The sequence below is a fragment of the Hyphomonas sp. genome (genome assembly GCF_022844445.1).
Lineage (GTDB): Bacteria > Pseudomonadota > Alphaproteobacteria > Caulobacterales > Hyphomonadaceae > Hyphomonas.
Genome location: NZ_JALHLS010000001.1, coordinates 495046 through 511066 on the forward strand (window position 1 = coordinate 495046; position 16021 = coordinate 511066).

Consider the following 16021-nt stretch of genomic DNA (forward strand, 5'->3'; position numbering starts at 1 on the left):
CTACGTTTCGGCGGCGAGGCGGACGCGCTGCTTCTGCTGGGCGAGCCAGACAGCGATGAGGATCGCAGCAGCGCCGCCGGCCTGAATCGCGGTCAGCGGCTCCTTGAAGAGAGACCACGAGATAGCTGCAGCCACGACCGGCTGCGCGAGGACGAGGATGCCGGCGACGGCGGTGTCCGTGGAGCCGAGGCCGGAGATGATGAGGCCTTGCCCCGCGACCTGCACGACGATGGCGAGCGCCAGCGGCGCAAGGAAACCGGCGGGCGTTTTCGGCATGAAGTCTTCCCCGGACGCGAGGACAACGAGAAAGGCGAGGCCGCTTTCGAAGACGCTGAGCCAGAACATTGCTTCCAGGCCGCCGAGCGTGCGCCGGGCGAGTTTCGAAAACAGCATGTAGAAAGAGACGAAGACCGCCGCGGCCAGTGCGAACAGGTCACCGCGCAGGGCGCCGGGATGCGTATGGTCGCCGCCGAGGGAGAGGGCGCCCGCGCCGAGGATGGCGAGGCCGGCGGCGAGCGCCCAGTTGAGGCCGGGGCGTTCCTTCAGGAAGGCCCAGGCGGCAAGGCCGACGAGAACGTTGCCAAGGTTCACGATGAAGGTGGCATTCGAGACGCTCGTCATCGTCAAGGCCCAATGCCACAGCGCCATGTCGAGCGTGAAGAAAAGTGCAGCGAGGAAGATCGCGGTGTTGGGCTTCGAGGGCAGGCGCCGGTCGACCGCTAAGACGAGGACCAGCAGCATGGGCACGGCAAAGAGATAACGCCAGAACGCGATGGCCTGTGGGCCGAGTTCATCCAGGCCGAGGCGCAGGCCGATCGGCGCAAAACCGAGGGCGATGCCGCCGCCGAGGACCATCAGGGGGCCGATCCAGGCACGCGGCTGGACGACGGGGCGAGGCTGGGGGACGACATTGGTCATTCGGCGCGCGTCATTGCGCGAATATCGTCCGGCGTCATCCCTTGTTTGCGATAGTCCCCGAGGCTTTTGTCGCCGAAGCGCTTGGACAGCTTCTTGCCGTCGGCGCCGAGGATCAGGGGATGGAAGCGGTAAAGCGGGCGCGGCCAGCCCATCAGCGCCTGCAGGAGGGCGTGGATCGCGGTCACCTCGCGCAGGTCTTCGCCCCGGATGATGTGGGTTATGCTCTGGAGTGCGTCATCATGACAGCAGGCAAGGTGGTAGCTGGTCGGCGTGTCCTTGCGGGCGAGGACAACGTCGCCGCACCGGTCCGGCCGGGCGGGAACGGTGCGGGCGCCGGCCACCGTCCATTCGGTATAGGCTAGGGCGTTATAGGCCGGGCCGAGAGCCGTGCGGGCCGCGTCGAGCGACAGGCGCCAGGCGAAAGGGGCATTGTGAGCGAGGCGTTCGACTTCCTCGGCGGCGGGCAGGGGCCGGCTGACGAGGCCGCCCTCTTCGGGATCGGCCCCGGCGGGCAGCCGGGCCGCAATCTCGCGCCGGGTGAGAAAGCAGCGGTAGACCAGTCCCCGAGCGCGAAGCAAGTTGAGAACTTCGGCGTATTCGGCGAAGTGGTCCGACTGGCGGCGCACCGGGCCGGTCCAGCCAAAGCCAAGCCAGTCGAGGTCCTCCAGAATTGCGCCTTCGTAGTCCGGGCGGCATCGGGTCTGGTCGATATCCTCGATCCGCAGCAGCACCTCGCCGCCTTCCGCCCGGGCGGCGTCCCAGACCGCGAAGGCGGACGCGGCATGCCCAAGATGCAGGCGGCCGGTGGGCGAGGGGGCAAAGCGGGTGCGCAAGGCCGGCAGGCTCCTGAGAATAGAGAGTTTCACAATTGCAAGGATTTGGTAAGAAACGTATCGCCTTGAGGCGCTGGAGGACAGGCTCAGAATGTTGATCACCGGCTGGCTGCAAACCGCCGATACATGGCTGAAGACGAACGTGCCCGGGGCCGAATGGCTGGCCCTGTTCGGCGCCGGCATGGCTGTGCTCGCAGGCCTGTACCTGCTGGTGAAGGTGGCGGGCGGGCTGATCCGTCTTTGCGGCAATGTGATGAACGTGACGCGCGCGGCGCGGGCCAAAGCCAGCCGCGCCCCGGGCTTCCGCATCCTGATCGCCCATCCGGCCGGCTCCTCCGCGGGGCGCACCTCAAAGTGGCTGTCCGGCGCGCTGTCGCGCCATCTGCCGGTGTTTGCCTTCGGCGCGCCGTTCTCGCTGGTGCCGATGGGCCGCCTGAACGGCGGTCTCGGGACAGAACCGGTGGCCAGGGCCCGCAAGCGTATGGCGACGGCGGATGCCGACCTGTTCGTCTGGGCCAGCCGTCAGGGCAAGGGCGAGCGCGGACTGGAAGTGCATGGCCTGAGCCGCGGGGGCGGGCTTTCGGCCGCCGATGCACGCCTGTTTACCATTGCGCTGCCTGGCTCGCGCAAGGCGCAGACCGAAGATGTGGCACGCCTCGCCGCCTACCTGATTGCCAAGCAGCTGCAGCCGGCCTTGTCTGATCCGCAGGCCTTCCGGGCCGAGAAGATCCGCGATCTCGCGAACGAACTCGAAAGCGTATTGGCAAACGACTTGCCGGTGTCGCAGACGCTGCGGAGTGAAATTGAGGCCGATTTCTGCGCCGCAGGCGTGCGGGTGGCCGAGGACCTCGGTGAACTGTCGGCGCTGGACAAGGTGATCGCGATGCGCCGGGGCCATCTGGAAGCGGCGTCGCTGACCGCTGATACCGGACGGATCATCCAGGCGAAACTGGAACTGGGCCGAGCGCTGATCGTGCGGGCAGAGAAATCATTCGACCAGAACGTGGTGAAGGAAGCCATCGCGCATCTCGCCCAGGCGGTGGAAGGCCTGCGTTCCGATCCAGTGATCCAGCGCGCGCAGTCGGCCTCCGATGCGCTGTTCAAGGCGCAGGCGATGATTGAATCGCGCAAGCGGTTTTCGCTGAACTTCGGGTCTTAGGGGCTCGGCTACTTTTCCGGAAAGCGCGCGACCTTAACCCTCCCCGCGCCTGGCTTGGGAAGGGCTAAGGCGGTATACTCCGCGGGACTAGTTCGCCTGCACCGGCGGTAGCGGGCACAATACGCCTGTCCCGCCGATGCCGCAGTAGCCGTTCGGGTTCTTGGCGAGGTACTGCTGATGGTAGTCTTCGGCGAGGAAAACGTCGGCGCGCGGGGCAAGCTCGGTGGTGACCGACGCACGGTGGCCCGCGGCGGCGAGCTCAGCGTTGTAAGCGGCGATCATTTGGCGGGCGGTCGCCTCTTGCGCGGCACCCGCGAAATAGATGGCCGAGCGGTATTGAGTGCCGACATCGTTTCCCTGGCGCATGCCTTGGGTCGGGTCATGGCTTTCGAGAAACAGCTTCACGAGGTCCGCGAAGGTGACTTCGGCGGGGTTGAAGATGACTTCGACGATCTCGGTATGGCCGGTGCCGCCGGAGCAGACTTCGTCATAGGTGGGGTTCGGCGTAATCCCGCCGGCATAACCGACGCGGGTCAGCCAGACGCCCCTGGTCTGCCAGAACAGGCGTTCGGCGCCCCAGAAACAGCCGAGGCCGAAAATGGCGGTCTCGTAGCCGGCGGGGGCTTCTGCCTCCAGCGGGCGGCCGCTGACGAAATGGGTCGAGGCGGTGGGGATGGGGCGGCTGCGGCCGGGCAGGGCGGTTTCGCGCGTTGGGAGCGCGGCGGGCTTGCGGGAGAAGAACATGTTCGGATTCCCTAGTTTCAGCCTCGAATATGGGGGCGCCAGCGCCATGCGGCAATCACATGCTTGCGACCCGCCCCATCATCCGTTATCTGCTCGCCCTTCGCCGCACGCGGCGTACGGAGAGGTGGCCGAGTGGTCGATGGCGCACGCCTGGAAAGTGTGTAGACGTTAACGCGTCTCCAGGGTTCGAATCCCTGTCTCTCCGCCATATACCATTGTTTATATTGGAAAATACTTGAGTGATCGGCGCCTGGCGCAGTCGCGAGCGATATCTGTTCACGGACCGATACGGCGATGAAGCAACTTTTTGCCGCCTTGCCGGCCAGCTGGCGAAAGAGTGTCCGCGGAAGGATCGCAGGCCGGCCGTGTGGAACTCAAGCGTGCGCCGCTCGGCTCTTCATCATCGCGCTCACGGCTGGATGGGGTTTCAGCGTTGCGCGGTTTGCGGCGAGATCGGCGAAGGCTGCGCCGGCCGCGGTGAGCGCAAAATCGATGTCATCCTCTGACATTGCCGCGCACAGGAACATGTTATGCCAGGGATGCATGTAGATGCCGCGTGCGAGCATGTTTTCGGCAAACCCGAAACCGAGCCGCAGGTCCGGATCGTCTGCAAACAGAATCTGCGGCATCTGCACCGGGCCGGTCTGCCGCAAGCTGAAACCCTGCGCGCCCGCTTGCACGGCGAGGCCGCTGCGCAAGCGCTCGCCAAGAACGACCATGCGTTCGAGGTAGTCGCTTTCACGAAGGATTCTCAGTGTTTCAAGTGCGGCAGCCATCGGCACGGCCGAATACCAGAACGAGCCGGTCATGTAGATCGCACCCGCGCCGGCGCGGCAACTGTCTGAGCCCAGCAGCGCAGAGATGGGATAGCCATTTGCGAATGATTTTCCCCAGCAACTGAGATCCGGCGCAACCCCTACCGTTGACCAGCTGCAATCGCGCGCAAGCCTAAAGCCGGCGCGCACGTCGTCAACGATCAGCATTGCGCCTTTGGCGTCACAGATAGCGCGTGCCCGCCTGGCATAGTCAGGGTCAGCAAGCGCCTGATCCTGGAATGCATCATGCTTGAAAGGCGTTGCGAAGATACCGGCGAGATCATCGCCTGCCATCGCCGCGGCCGCTTCGAGGCTTTCGATATCGTTGTAAGCATAAGTAATCAGGTGCGCCCGGTCTTCGGCAAGCGTACCGGCAGGGACCGGCGTGCACCAGGGCGCGGAACCATGATAGGCGCCGGCTGCTACCAGAATCTTCCGCCGCTTGGTTTCTGCACGCGCAACAGTCATCGCCATGGTCGTTGCGTCTGTTCCGTTCTTGCAGAAAATCGCCCAATCGGCATGGGAGATCATCGCGACCAAGGTTTCAGCAAGGTCTACGATCAACGGAGATGGGCCAGTCATCGTGTCGCCAAGTGCCATCTGTCTGGCGGCCGCTGCTTCGACACGGGGCTCACGGTATCCGAGCAGGTTGGGCCCATAAGCGCACATCAGGTCGAGATAGCGCGTGTTGTCGCTGTCCCAAAGGTATGCGCCGTCAGCGCGGCTGAAGAATTGCGGAAAACTCTCCGGGAGCAACCGAACCGACTGATGGCCATACATTCCATTCGGGATGACCTTGCCGGCCCGCGCCTTCAGTATCTGCTCCGTCTCGCGCACCATGGATGGTCGACCGTTCCGCCAATTAAGTACGGGAAATTGATGCAAGCTGCAGGTGCGGAAGTCAAATCGCGGGCAGTGTCAGTACAAACGGCCCGGACAGGGAAACGCCCGCGGCACAGCCTTGGATCAACCGCCCAAAATCCGTTTCGCAACTTCCGGGCTTCGCCAGATGTCATCCAGCTTGGCGTGCGGGTGCACATCCGGTTTCCGCTGTCGCTCTGCTGTGAGCCTCGAACATCTCTCACAGGGTCCGAGAAACTTCCGACAAGGTGGACCTTGGTAAGTCCGAAGCCCGTGCTGCGTCTGGACCACGATCGCCGTCGTCGTTGACCGGCAGGGGTCGATCCAATCGTGTCGTCGGGCCGCCTCATCTGTGCCAGGTCGGACGTCGCCGGAAACGGCCTGAATGTTCGGCCGTTTGGTGTTTTCCAGGGATCAAGAAGCGACACCAAATAGGAGCAGCTCAAACCGGGTTCTCAGAGAGCCAGCTTCTTCCATAGTTCAAACAGTCTATGGCGTTCTTCCTGATCAGGATGGACGCCGCTCTGAACGACCATTCCGCGCAAAAGATAAACCGTGAGTTCGACGAGATCGGCGGCGCATGTTTTTCGGGAACCAGTCCTTGGTTCGCACTTGTCACCAAGCGCGCGCATAGCCGCGAGGGCGGTAGAGTCCGTTTCCCGAACGGCGGGCTGCAAAGCCTTATCGGTGCGCGCCGCTACCATGACTTGCATCCAACAATTCAGGAGATTGCCCTCAAAACAGGCATCCCACAGGAAGTCAAACACCTGCTCCAGGCGCCAGTCATCTCCATTTTTGTCATCGGCGACAGTATCAAGGTCTCGCTGATACCGCGCCACGATTTCCCGGACCGCCGCGATAAGCAAACTGTCCTTGGTCGGAAAGTGGTGTGTCTGGGCGCCGCGGGAGACACCTGCACGCTTGCAGATTTTCTGGGTGCTGGTCTGAGCCCAGCCTTCCTCTGCAATGAGGTCAAGCGTCGCCTCAAGCAAGCGGGCGCGCATAGCGTCTGTCCGTTGCTCCTGCGTCGGGCGTTCTGTCTGGACCGCTTCGATCATGCGCTTCGAATCCTGATTGACTTGCCATAACATACAGAACAGTCTGTTTGTAAATAGGATGTCAGGCGCCTAAGCCCTTGCAGGGGAGATCATTCAGCATGGAAAACGGGAATACCAGCGGACCTCGCCGCCGCATGACGACCGGCCCGGCGGATCGCCCTAAGCCGTCGCTTCAAGACATTTACGCAAAAGACAGGATCGCCCCGCCGGCGCACATGCGCGAGGAATCCCAGGTCGACATGGGAAACGACGACATTCCCTCGGAGCGTTACTTCTCAAAAGCCTATCATGACAGGGAAGTCGAAAAAATCTGGCGCAGGACCTGGCAATGGGCGTGTCGCCTCGAAGACATCCCGAATGTCGGCTCTCACGTTGTCTACAACATTGTCCACGACTCATTGATCGTGGTGCGCACCGGAACGGGCCCGAAAGACATCCGCGCTTATGTGAACTCCTGTCTGCACAGGGGAACAATGCTGCGCAAGGAAGCAGGCTGCGTGAAACAGTTCCGCTGTCCGTTTCACGGATTTACCTGGGCCCTGGACGGCACGCTGAAAGAAGTACCCGGTGCCTGGGACTTCAGGCACATAAAGTGGGAAGATTTCAGCCTGCCGGAAGCGCGCGTCGATACCTGGGGCGGATTTGTCTTCATCAACTTTGATCATGAGAGCGAAGACCTGCTGTCCTATCTCGAAATCCTGCCGGATCACTTCAAGGAGTTCGGCCTCGAGAACCGGTACAAGGCGATCCATGTCGCCAAGGTCATGCCGTGCAACTGGAAGCTTTGCGCTGAAGCCTTTGTCGAAGCCTATCACGTGCCCTTCGCGCATCCCCAATCGCTCCCATACTACGGAGACAGCAACACCCAGTACGATACATGGCCTGGCGTCCGGCACATCAACCGGATGATCAGTGCGCAAGGGGTGCCAAGCCCGTCGCTGGGCGAGCAGTTCGATCTGGAAAAAACCCGTACCCTGATGGAGCGCGACACACCCTTCTACAAATCTTCTGCGCCGCTGGTTGAAGGACAATCACCACGTGACCGGTTCGCCGATATCGCGCGCAAGAAGATTTCCAAGTCATCGGGTCGCGACGTATCGGGCATCTCCGATGCGGTTGCGCTGGATCTGATCCAGTATTCCGTTTTTCCAAACTTTGTTCAGTTCGGCGGTGTTGGTCTTGCAGCCGGATACCGCTTTCGTCCCCATGGCGACGATCCGGAGCGGTCGATCATGGAAATTTTCTTCCTGTTCCCGAAAAGCGAAGACGGATCGCACCCGCCCCCGCCAGACATAGTCTGGCTGACGGAGGATCAGCCATGGTCGACTGTCGAAGCGATGGGATCGGCGGCAATGGTCGTCGATCAGGACACCGATAATCTGATGCGTATCCAGAAGGGTCTGCGCACCAGCCGAAAGCCCGGCGCGACGCTTGCCACGTATCAGGAAAGCCGCATCCGGCACTTCCATAGGACGCTTGACGCTTACATGGCGGCGGAGTGAGCCATGAACACGTCCGTTCCGTCACTCCCAAACAAGCATCTCATGACGCTGCGCCTTGACGTCGATTCTGCGGGCGCGGCGCAAATCGGCAAGACGCCGGAAGGGCGCCGCACCATCGCGCCGGTCAAAGGCGGTACATTCGAGGGCGAACGGCTGAGCGGCAAGGTTCTGCCCGGCGGAGCAGATTGGGTTCGCTTCCGCACCGACGGGACCATGATGATCGATGTGCGCCTGACGCTGCAAACCGATGATCGCGCGATGATTTACCTTGCCTATCAGGGCCGGTTCATTGGGGCAGCGACTGCCATGGCGGACCTTGCCAAAGGCAAGACACTCGGCGCAGGCAGCTATTCCCTCGTCACGGTGGCAAAATTCGAATGCGGGGACGAGAAGTACGCCTGGCTCAATGATGTAGTTGCCGTCGCAACCGGTGAGCAATCTGGGTTCAATCCCATCTACACAATTTTTGAGATCGGCTGAAGTCGTCCCTCAACAGCAGAACAACCGACTGAGAATGCCCTCTGACGGCGCGAGCCGGGGAAGTGTCGCAGCCTTCGCCCGCACGCGGGCTGAAGATGGGGCGAGGTCGATACTGATTGCGGGCAATGAGGAACGCTTCCAGGTTTGTTCGAAGAGCGAAGACGATCAGTTGCCTTGTCAGCGAAGCGGGCGCCAGGGGCCGATCAGATCCGCCCGCTCTGAGATGCTCAGATAGCGCCCGTCGAAGCCGCCGGAATGATCACCGAGCAGGAACACCTGACCCGCGTCGAGGATCACGCAACCGGTCTGAGGGGGGCAGGGGATCGCCAGCCGCATCCGTGTCAGCACGATCGGCAGTTGGCTTATCATTTACAGAAACCGTGCTGCCGTCTCCGCAAGCGTATCGCCCTCCATCGCTACCTTGCGCTTCTGGCGCCATTCACGGGCAGCGAAAATGCTCCGCTTCTGGGCATCGTTTTGTGTAACGTCTGCCGACAGGGTCGCTCCAGCTGATCCGAGCATCTTTCCGATACCGTTTTGGATGCAGACGCTTTTCAACACCAGGTCCGTTCTACTCCGCTCCTCATTCTCTCAGCGTGCAGAACTTTCTCGCGCTGCATGCCGCGAATGAAGCATTTAGTAAAGCATACCAAGTATGCCGATGCTTGGTCCGAATGAAGAACTTGCTCCATGTCGTTGTCTGCACTCCCAATGAAGAAATCAGACAGCCCCGATTCACAGAGGCGGGGAGACCGCAAGCCGTTTACTTCGCCCGTTCACGTGGCGCTCTCGAGCATTCGCCGCGCATTTGGTTTGGCGAACCGTATCGAAGGCCAGCCCGGCGGCGCAGTTTTCGCCGGCGCGGATTTGCTACGGATTCCTTCGTCGGCCTTAACTGGCACGTTGATCATCAATGCGTTTGGCCTGGTCCTGCCGATCGCGGTGCTTGAAGTATATGATGCGATCATCCCGCATCAGGCCAACGAAACACTTTTCCTCTTGGTCATCGGCTTTATCTGCATCACGGCGATCGAAGTGTTTCTGCGCGTCGGCAGATCCTATGTGGCCGGTTTCAGCGCCGCAAAGTTCGAAGCTCAGAACGTCGCGCTTGCCATCGAACGCATTGCCTTCGCGCAGCGCGCACACATGGACGCCGAACAGGACACCCGGCACGTTGCGCGTATCACCTCAATCAATCGGTTGTCGGAATATTATGGCGGGCAGATGCGCTGGGCGCTGCTCGATTTCCCATTCGTCTTCCTGTACCTCGGTTGCATGGCGCTGATCGCTGGCTGGCTCGCGATCGTGCCGGTTCTGCTTCTGATTGTGTTCATGGTGATTTCAACAAATGTCACCGAGCCAATGCTGGACATCGCCAAAGCCCGAGATGAAGAGGATTCGCGGCTTTATCACTTCATCGCCGAAACGCTGTCGGGAGTTACAGCAATCAAGGGCGCCGCTATGGAGGCGTTTATGGCGCGCCGTTTCGAGCGCCTGCTTGGCCGCAACCGCCAGCTCGGGCGCGACGCAATCGCTGCGACCGGCCATGCCGAGACCCTCTCGGCGCTTTTCGGCAACATTACCTTCATCGCGATCGGAGCCGTGGGCGGCTGGATGGCGATCAATGGCGATCTGACCATCGGTTCACTTGCTGCGAGCACCCTGCTTGCCGGCCGGGTCATTCAACCCGTTATGCGCGCGAGCGGCATTGTCCGGAGCATGAACCTTCTGACGGTTGCGCGCGACGAAGCAAACAAGGCGCTTTCTGTTCCGCAAATTCCTGCGGCAGGTGCCGGTGTTAATCTGCCGCCGAGACCTCAACTCGTCGCGCGCGGTCTGCATCTTCCGCGGAGTGCCACTTCTGCAGCGAGCTTTGATCTCGACATCGCCTTCGGTGAGACGATCTGCGTCACATCATCGAATGCGGCCGATCAGCTTGGGTTGTTGATGAAGCTTTCCGGTGAGCACGTAGATCTTGATGGTGATGTGACGTTTGGCGGCGAACCAGTCGGCGGCCTGCGGCTCGCGGGACGTCGCGGGATCGTCTTTACGTCGCCTCAGTCCACCCTGTTCAAAGGTACTATTCTTCAGAATTTGACGGCGTTTGGCCATGGCGCGACGCTCGAAGAAGTTGTGGCCGTCTGCGACCTGCTCGGGCTTCGCGAGTCCATTGACCGGCTACCCGCCGGATTCGAAACGATGATCACCGATGAGGGAAATGGCGGAATCTCCGACAGTCTGGCCAGGCTGATCGTGATTGCCCGAGCGATTGCGCTCCGTCCCCGGATGATCGTTCTGGATGAGCCGCAGGCCATGCTTGATCGCGACGCTGATCAGCGTTTTCTGGAAGGACTGCGGAAACTGAAGGGCCATGTTACGTTGATAGTCGGATCTCAGCGGCCGTCCTATCTCGCCCTGGGAGACCGCACGTTTGTGCTCGAACGCGGTCGTTTGCAACTCCGCACTCTGGAAAGCGGGCGAACCCCAACGGCAAACACGCAGAGCGGGGGCGGGCGGTGACACCAACCCCAAATCCTCAGCTGCGAAATTCGGTGCATCAGGCGTGGAGCGACCTTCGCGCGCGCCTCGGAGCCAGCGGCTCGCCGCTTGCGGCCGTGAGCAACGACGCGCCAGCAACCGATGGCAATCCTTACATTGCCTGTTTGATCCATCTGGGACGCGCGGCTGGGCAGACCTGGGAGCGCCGGCAACTTGCCGAAGCGCTTCCTTATGGTCAGCCTATTGATGGGCTCGCCGGCTTCCGCACCGTGGCGAGACGACTTGGCTGTGACACTTCTGTAAGGCGCGTGGCTTTGAAAGCCATCGCAGCCAGCGCGCTTCCTTGCCTTGTCGTGACAAGCTCCGGCCCGCTGCTGTTCAGCGGGATCGATGCGAAGGGGACTCCGCAGATCGTCGTGCCTAGCGGTTCACGCGCCGCGGCCGATATCAATGCAGACAAGCACCAGCTGGTTTGTTTCCTCAGCGTGCGCCCGGAGGCGCTGGAGGAAGACAAGACACTCTGGATGCAGCAACAGCTGTCTTATCTGCGTGGACCGATCTGGTCATTGATCGGGCTTTCTCTCCTGATCAACCTGCTTGGGCTTGCGACGCCTCTGTTCACGATGGCGGTCTACGATCTGGCGATCCGGTCGGAGTCGTCAAGCACTCTGGTATTCCTGTTTCTTGCCGCGGCCCTGGCGATCCTTGTTGAACTGTACTTGCGCCGCGACCGTACCCGACTGATCGCGGAGACAGGGTCACGATTTGATGCCGCCTTGTCGTCGGCTATTTTCCAGCGTCTTCTCGATTTGCCGCTGCGCATGACGGAGACGGCCTCGGTAGATGTGCAGGTGCAGCGGTTCAGGCAGTTCGAGAGCATCCGCGCGATCTTTACCGGACACATTGTCAGCGCATTTCTGGACATCCCATTTATGATCGTCATGGTCGGGATCATTTTCCTGATCGCTGGTCCTGTAGGCTTCGTGCCGGTGGGGTTAGCCGTCTTGTACGCGCTGATCATGATGTTCGTGAGCCCTGTTCAGGTGCGCCTCGCATCGAGGGAAGGCAAGGCGCAAAGCGCACTGCAATCATCTCTGTCAGAGACTGTATCCAAGCTTCCCTCGATCCAGCAGCTCGGCGTTCAGAAGGGCTGGTCGGAGCGACTGTCGAGTTTGTCTACAGAAGCCGCGCAGGCCCGCTTTCAGATACAATTGCTCGACAATACGCTTCAGTCGCTGACGCAGGCTATGTTGATGGTTGCCGGCATTCTTGTGCTTGGAATCGGAGCCATGCGCGCGATGGCTGGTGACATGTCGATGGGCGCGCTCGTCGGCACGATGATGCTGATCTGGCGCGTCTTGATGCCGATCCAAGTGGCTTTCTTGTCGAGCCACAAGATCAGTCAGTTTCGAAACGCCCTCCGTCTGGTCAACCAGATCATGGCCTTGGTCCCGGAACGCAGAGCGGCGTCGCCTGCGCCGCTGCGGCGCAAGATCCATGGTACCATTAAGCTCGACGGCCTGGGATATCGCCATCCGTCCGATTTCGAGCCGGCTCTGCGCGGCGTCAACCTTTCGATACCGGCGGGACAGACGGTTGCAATCTGCGGCGCGTCGGGCTCGGGAAAGTCAACGCTGCTAAAGTGCATTGCGGGAATCTACGAGCCAGCAACGGGCGCCGTCTATGTCGATGGGTTGAATCTGCGGCAAATGCGGGTCGCGGACTATCGCACCATGATTGGCTATCTGCCGCCCCGTGTACGTCTGTTCCATGGCACCGTGTTGCAGAACCTCAGGCTGATTGCGCCCGGAACTACGGAATCCGAACTGTGCGAAGCCTTGGGGCAGGCAGGCGTGTCTCTCGTTGGCCCGCACTTCGGCAACGGGCTCAGAACGTTTGCCAAGAGTTTCGGCGGGGCACAATTGGATGAGACCCAGCAACTGCAGGTATTCCTCGCCGGGCTATATGCCCGCCGCCCGTCTCTGCTGCTTCTGGACGATCCGGGCGCCTTCCTGGATGCCGAAGGCGATGCCGCGCTCGTCGAGCAGATCGAACGGATGCGCGGAAATACGACTCTGGTCCTGACGACTAACCGTCCTTCGCATATGCGAGCCTGTGACCGGTTGATCTACTTCCACCGCGGCGGCATCGCGCTGGATGGTCCGCCCGACAAAGTCCTGGCGGCAATCGCTGCCTCAGATGCCGCCCGCTCTCCGCATAACACAAACGCTGCTTGAACCCCGATAACACGCTTATTCGAGACCCATATGACCGACTCCGTGGCTTCCTTCTTCGAGTTCGACGCGCAAGACGACGCGCTGACGTCCGCAGCGAATTCTGACCGTTCCGCGAAAGTGGCCCCTCCGGCACTGCCGCTCGAAGCGCAGGGCGACGACTCCCGCAAGTATTTCGTGCGTGGAATGTGGGCGATTATTGCTTTCACTTCGGCCCTTCTTGCGATCGCCGCAATTGCGCCGATTCACAAAGTCGCCGTGACCGAAGGACAGATCCTTCCTGAGGGTTCGGTTATGGCTGTCAGCAACCTTGAAGGCGGAATCGTCGCCGAAATTCTCGTCTCGCCCGGGCAAGCCGTCAAAGAAGGAGAGTCACTTGTGCGCCTGCGCGCCGGCGGTGCCGCTAGCGATTTTGGGCAGCTTGACGCTCAGCGCGCCGGCTTGGCTCTGTCGCAAATGCGCCTGCGCGCGTTGCTTGATGGCACGACACCCAACTTCGGATCGATAGCGACAGATCCGGCGCGCATTGCAGAAGAGACCCGTACCTTCACCACGGAGCGTTCCGCGCTGGAAGCCGTAGCGCAGACACACGAAGCGCACACAAATCAATTGCGCTCCGAAATTGTCGTACTCGAGCGGGAACTCGAAGGCGCCCGTACCCAACTCGGAATTGTGACAGAGCGCCATGAGATGTTCGCGCGCCTTCTGGAGTCGGGCTACGCTACGCGCGCCTCTGCTATTGAGGCCGAGCTGGAAGTGACAGAGACACAAACGCGCCTTGAGCGCCTGACGAGCCAGATCGCCAGCGCCCGGTCCTCAGTCGCCCAATCGAACAGCGAACTGGCTCAGGCTCTATCGGAGCGGCGGCGAGGATGGTCCAGCGAGCTCTCACGCGTAACGGCCCAGCTGGAAAGCGCAGAGGCAGGCATCGACAAGCTGCAGGAACGTCTGGCAGATCTTGATCTTCGTGCTCCGGCAGCCGGCAAGGTTCAAAGGATAACTCCCAAGGCCGTTGGCGCCGTTATTCGGCCCGGCGAGCCGGTGGTCGAGATCGTATCGACGGAGTCGGAGCTTCTAGCTGAAGTCAGGATCGATCCGAAGGAAGTCGGCGAAGTTCACGTTGGTGCAGATGCTAAGGTTATCATCACTGCCTTCGATAGTGAAGTTTACGGTGATGTTACCGGCGTCGTTCGCCGCATTTCTCCAATGACATTCTCTGAAGACGGCAGTGGCAGCTTTTACGTCGCGACGCTGGCGCTGTCGCGAACGCAGCTTGAGGCGCGCGGCCAGACCTTCGATCTCCTGCCAGGCATGACGGTCCGCGCCGAGATCGTTACCGGCGAGCGCACGTTGCTGCAGCACCTTTTCAAGCCAATTGACCGCGCCTTACAGCGAGCCTTCCAGCAAGGTTACTGAGCCTATCGATCTGCCTTCTGATCAAACCCGTCTCGCAGGAAAGATTTTAGTGCACGGCTTGCAGAGGAGTGATCGATCTCTGGCCAGGACTGACTTTCCAGACCGGGCTCATCCTGAGCGCGCTGACGTGGCCGCACTGCCTGTGCGAACGGATTGAGCGTGCTGACCAGCAGCTTTGCAGCAGGTTCATTGATGCCGTGCTGCAGCGGCAGACCAGATGCCGCCCGACAAACAGTTAATGACTGCCAAAAAACTTGGATGAAACTGGCACGACCGGTTTGAGGCTGTCTCCGTCATTATTGAGTATTGTATTGCCGTCCCACAGGAACGACGAATATGACCGATCCAGCCGAAGTCCTCAAACGCGCCGAAGACAAACAAGGGCTCCTGCAAGGCAATGCACAGGCGCCTGACAGAGTCGAAACGGTTGCGCCGGTAACCCAGTCGGGTGACTTCGGCTATGCGCCGGACAGCGAGCCGATGGCGGTCCAGGGCGAGCACTCAGGTCAAGTCCTAACTAGCGGCGTTCAGACCGCAGAGTCCAAAGAGGCGGCCAAGCCATCGGCCTCATTCGTTGCCGATTCCGTTCTGGACACTGCGCCAAGCTCCGACGGCTTCGAGCCTGAAACCGCGCTGCCGGACCGTTCGCCGCTCGGAACTCAAAACGCGACCGCCGCGCAAACCACCGTCGAGACCGGTATTCAAGCAGTCGAAGCCTCCGCGGCTCCGCAGGACGCGTCGGTCACTGGTGACAACAAAAGTTTCGCTGCAACTTTGCCAGACATGAAGACGGAGGGTGCTCCAGCCAAAGAGCCAGAAAGCGCCGCGTCCACTTCTGACACCGAAGTTGCGACAACTTCGACGTTACCTTCGGAGCTTCCGGCGAACACAGCGCCGGTCCTGACATCCTCTCCGGGCGCGAGCTTTGCGGAGAACGCGAACGGCGTGGTGTACACGGCAGCAGCCACCGATGTGGATGCCGGCACGACCCTGACCTACAGCCTCAGCGGTGCGGATGCATCGCTGTTCACGATCGATGCGGCAACGGGTGAAGTCTCGTTCATCGCCTCGCCGAACTTCGAAGCCCCGGCGGATGCCGGCGGCGACAATGTCTATGACCTCACGGTCACGGCTTCGGATGGCACTGCCCAGACGAGCCAGGCGGTCACGATCAGCGTCACCAACGTCAATGAAGGTCCGGTCCTGACATCCTCTCCGGGCGCGAGCTTTGCGGAGAACGCGAACGGCGTGGTGTACACGGCAGCAGCCACCGATGTGGATGCCGGCACGACCCTGACCTACAGCCTCAGCGGTGCGGATGCATCGCTGTTCACGATCGATGCGGCAACGGGTGAAGTCTCGTTCATCGCCTCGCCGAACTTCGAAGCCCCGGCGGATGCCGGCGGCGACAATGTCTATGACCTCACGGTCACGGCTTCGGATGGCACTGCCCAGACGAGCCAGGCGGTCACGATCAGCGTCACCAACGTCAATGAAGGTCC

General features: G+C 61.2%; 13 protein-coding genes and 1 tRNA gene. 8 read left to right on the forward strand and 6 right to left on the reverse strand.

Annotation, left to right across the window (positions count from 1 at the left end; all coding sequences use genetic code 11):
* Together Q0C17_RS02655 and gluQRS are read right to left on the reverse strand one after the other, a co-directional pair.
* Nucleotides 1-918: a DMT family transporter gene (locus Q0C17_RS02655; protein WP_291200892.1), complete on the reverse strand. Its 918-nt coding sequence runs from the start codon at nt 916-918 to the stop codon at nt 1-3.
* Entirely contained in the window at nt 915-1760 is an 846-nt protein-coding gene (gene gluQRS / locus Q0C17_RS02660) for a tRNA glutamyl-Q(34) synthetase GluQRS (protein WP_366914752.1), read from the reverse strand. The genes Q0C17_RS02655 and gluQRS overlap by 4 nt, the downstream gene beginning before the upstream one ends.
* 82 nt (nt 1761-1842) lie before the next feature.
* On the opposite strand from gluQRS, the gene Q0C17_RS02665 reads away from it, so the two are divergent.
* Nucleotides 1843-2910: a hypothetical protein gene (locus tag Q0C17_RS02665; protein WP_291200898.1), complete on the forward strand. Its 1068-nt coding sequence runs from the start codon at nt 1843-1845 to the stop codon at nt 2908-2910.
* A gap of 87 nt (nt 2911-2997) precedes the next feature.
* Here Q0C17_RS02665 and msrA read toward each other — a convergent pair whose 3' ends face one another.
* Entirely contained in the window at nt 2998-3654 is a 657-nt protein-coding gene (msrA, locus tag Q0C17_RS02670; protein ID WP_291200901.1) for a peptide-methionine (S)-S-oxide reductase MsrA, read from the reverse strand.
* A 118-nt stretch (nt 3655-3772) separates the two neighbouring features.
* Here msrA and Q0C17_RS02675 point away from each other — a divergent pair.
* Nucleotides 3773-3862, forward strand: a tRNA-Ser gene (locus tag Q0C17_RS02675).
* Between the two features lie 166 nt (nt 3863-4028).
* Here Q0C17_RS02675 and Q0C17_RS02680 read toward each other — a convergent pair.
* Nucleotides 4029-5309 carry an aminotransferase class III-fold pyridoxal phosphate-dependent enzyme gene (locus Q0C17_RS02680; protein WP_291200904.1) on the reverse strand — a complete coding sequence of 427 codons (1281 nt, stop codon included), beginning with the start codon at nt 5307-5309 and terminating at the stop codon, nt 4029-4031.
* 476 nt (nt 5310-5785) lie between these two features.
* Nucleotides 5786-6421: a TetR/AcrR family transcriptional regulator gene (locus Q0C17_RS18145; protein WP_366914742.1), complete on the reverse strand. Its 636-nt coding sequence runs from the start codon at nt 6419-6421 to the stop codon at nt 5786-5788.
* 65 nt (nt 6422-6486) lie between these two features.
* On the opposite strand from Q0C17_RS18145, the gene Q0C17_RS02690 reads away from it, so the two are divergent.
* Both Q0C17_RS02690 and Q0C17_RS02695 read left to right on the forward strand, forming a co-directional pair.
* Nucleotides 6487-7890 (forward strand): aromatic ring-hydroxylating dioxygenase subunit alpha, encoded by a 1404-nt coding sequence (locus tag Q0C17_RS02690; RefSeq protein ID WP_291200911.1) that lies wholly within the window; start codon nt 6487-6489, stop codon nt 7888-7890.
* A 3-nt stretch (nt 7891-7893) separates the two neighbouring features.
* Complete coding sequence (locus Q0C17_RS02695) at nt 7894-8370, forward strand: DUF3237 domain-containing protein (RefSeq protein ID WP_291200914.1); 477 nt, start codon at nt 7894-7896, stop codon at nt 8368-8370.
* 177 nt (nt 8371-8547) lie between these two features.
* Here the strand turns inward: Q0C17_RS02695 and Q0C17_RS02700 are convergent, their stop codons facing one another.
* Complete coding sequence (locus Q0C17_RS02700) at nt 8548-8739, reverse strand: hypothetical protein (protein ID WP_291200917.1); 192 nt, start codon at nt 8737-8739, stop codon at nt 8548-8550.
* A gap of 342 nt (nt 8740-9081) precedes the next feature.
* Here Q0C17_RS02700 and Q0C17_RS02705 point away from each other — a divergent pair, with 342 nt between their 5' ends.
* The 4 genes from Q0C17_RS02705 to Q0C17_RS02720 all read left to right on the forward strand — a co-directional run.
* A complete protein-coding gene (locus Q0C17_RS02705) occupies nt 9082-10890 on the forward strand; it encodes an ABC transporter transmembrane domain-containing protein (RefSeq protein WP_291200920.1) in 1809 nt (602 codons plus the stop codon).
* 95 nt (nt 10891-10985) lie between these two features.
* A complete protein-coding gene (locus Q0C17_RS02710; protein ID WP_291200923.1) occupies nt 10986-13106 on the forward strand; it encodes an ATP-binding cassette domain-containing protein in 2121 nt (706 codons plus the stop codon).
* A gap of 30 nt (nt 13107-13136) precedes the next feature.
* Nucleotides 13137-14519, forward strand: coding sequence for an HlyD family type I secretion periplasmic adaptor subunit (locus Q0C17_RS02715; protein WP_291200926.1), 1383 nt, complete (start codon nt 13137-13139; stop codon nt 14517-14519).
* Nucleotides 14520-14855: 336 nt separating this feature from the next.
* Nucleotides 14856-16021: cadherin domain-containing protein (locus tag Q0C17_RS02720; protein WP_291200929.1), on the forward strand; the 1166-nt coding region annotated here is incomplete at its 3' end.

What these genes read in the sequence shown, in the direction of transcription:
- msrA (WP_291200901.1), bottom strand. Translation starts at nt 3,654, where the DNA reads ATGTTCTTCTCCCGCAAGCCCGCCGCGCTCCCAACGCGCGAAACCGCC.
- Q0C17_RS02680 (WP_291200904.1), bottom strand. Translation starts at nt 5,309, where the DNA reads ATGGTGCGCGAGACGGAGCAGATACTGAAGGCGCGGGCCGGCAAGGTC.
- Q0C17_RS02695 (WP_291200914.1), top strand. Translation starts at nt 7,894, where the DNA reads ATGAACACGTCCGTTCCGTCACTCCCAAACAAGCATCTCATGACGCTG.
- Q0C17_RS02700 (WP_291200917.1), bottom strand. Translation starts at nt 8,739, where the DNA reads ATGATAAGCCAACTGCCGATCGTGCTGACACGGATGCGGCTGGCGATC.
- Q0C17_RS18145 (WP_366914742.1), bottom strand. Translation starts at nt 6,421, where the DNA reads ATGTTATGGCAAGTCAATCAGGATTCGAAGCGCATGATCGAAGCGGTC.
- Q0C17_RS02655 (WP_291200892.1), bottom strand. Translation starts at nt 918, where the DNA reads ATGACCAATGTCGTCCCCCAGCCTCGCCCCGTCGTCCAGCCGCGTGCC.
- Q0C17_RS02690 (WP_291200911.1), top strand. Translation starts at nt 6,487, where the DNA reads ATGGAAAACGGGAATACCAGCGGACCTCGCCGCCGCATGACGACCGGC.
- Q0C17_RS02665 (WP_291200898.1), top strand. Translation starts at nt 1,843, where the DNA reads ATGTTGATCACCGGCTGGCTGCAAACCGCCGATACATGGCTGAAGACG.
- Q0C17_RS02705 (WP_291200920.1), top strand. Translation starts at nt 9,082, where the DNA reads ATGAAGAAATCAGACAGCCCCGATTCACAGAGGCGGGGAGACCGCAAG.
- Q0C17_RS02715 (WP_291200926.1), top strand. Translation starts at nt 13,137, where the DNA reads ATGACCGACTCCGTGGCTTCCTTCTTCGAGTTCGACGCGCAAGACGAC.